Source organism: Bartonella sp. AD328YNZD, assembly GCF_042196425.1.
The window spans coordinates 1-592 of record NZ_JBHIQG010000814.1; the positions used below are offsets into that span (position 1 = coordinate 1).

Below are 592 nucleotides of genomic sequence, written 5' to 3' on the forward strand. Positions count from 1 at the left end.
ATTTTAACAGGTGCCTTTATTGTCTTTTATATGCTTGAAAAAGGGCTAACTCTTATTGATATCGGGATCATTAAGTCATTTCAGGCTTTTATTATGATGGTTACCGATATTCCTCTGGGATATTTTGCTGATCGAAAAAGTTATAAAATATCGATTGTTTTGGCAGCGGCTTTTGCCGCTATATGGCTTTTTCTCATGGGAATTTCTACAAGCTTTTACGGTTTTCTTTTAGCAGAATCTTTTAATGCAGTGTCGTTGACATTGATTGCGGGGGCTTATAATGCTTTACTTGTTCAATATGCAAAAGCAAAATTGACATCCACTAAAAAAGTGCTTGGTTCCAGCTCTCAATATAATTACATCGGCATGTTTATATTCAGTTTGATCGGTGCTTATTTTGCTGATTATTCGAGCCAATATATATGGTATATCGCGGCGTTTTTAATGTTGATGACAACACTATTTGGTTTGTTTTTTCTTGATGACCTGAAGGGGGAGAAAAAACCAAATAAAGCGAATTCTCTCATTTGTGAAGCTAAGGAGATGTTGTCTATTTTTATTAAAGTTCCTTATATTTCTTTATGCTTTTATT

General features: G+C 34.0%; 1 protein-coding gene. It reads left to right on the plus strand.

Features of this window, described 5'->3' with window-relative positions:
- Positions 1-592: MFS transporter (locus tag ACFIO3_RS15165; protein WP_375704795.1), on the plus strand; the 592-nt coding region annotated here is incomplete at both ends.